At 37.8% G+C, this 352-nt stretch carries 1 pseudogene; it reads left to right on the plus strand.

Annotated features, from left to right (window positions below):
- Positions 1-37 precede the first annotated feature (37 nt).
- Positions 38-289: pseudogene (locus tag BGI33_RS03430) on the plus strand (transposase); the annotation flags it as partial.
- Positions 290-352 lie beyond the last annotated feature (63 nt).

Below are 352 nucleotides of genomic sequence, written 5' to 3' on the forward strand. Positions count from 1 at the left end.
AGAAAATTCTCTTTATTAACCCACAGAGGATTTAATCATGAAAAAAATGACTGAACATCAAATCGTATCTATTTTAAAAGAAGCTGAAGCCGGTATTCCTGTTAAAGAACTTTGCCGTAAATATGGCATCGGCAACTCGACTTTTTATAAATGGCGGCAAAAATACGGTGGTATGGAAACCTCCGATATCAAACGTTTAAAGGAACTGGAAGCTGAAAACCGTAAGCTTAAGCAAATGTTTGCCGAGCTCAGTTTAAAATCTCAGCTTCAGGAGGAAATCATAAAAAAGCTATAGTGCCTACCAAGGCACGTAAAGCTTGGGCTGTGCAATTACAAGAAAGTCATCCTGTTA

It is taken from the genome of Snodgrassella alvi (assembly GCF_002777425.1).
Classification (GTDB): domain Bacteria; phylum Pseudomonadota; class Gammaproteobacteria; order Burkholderiales; family Neisseriaceae; genus Snodgrassella; species Snodgrassella alvi_B.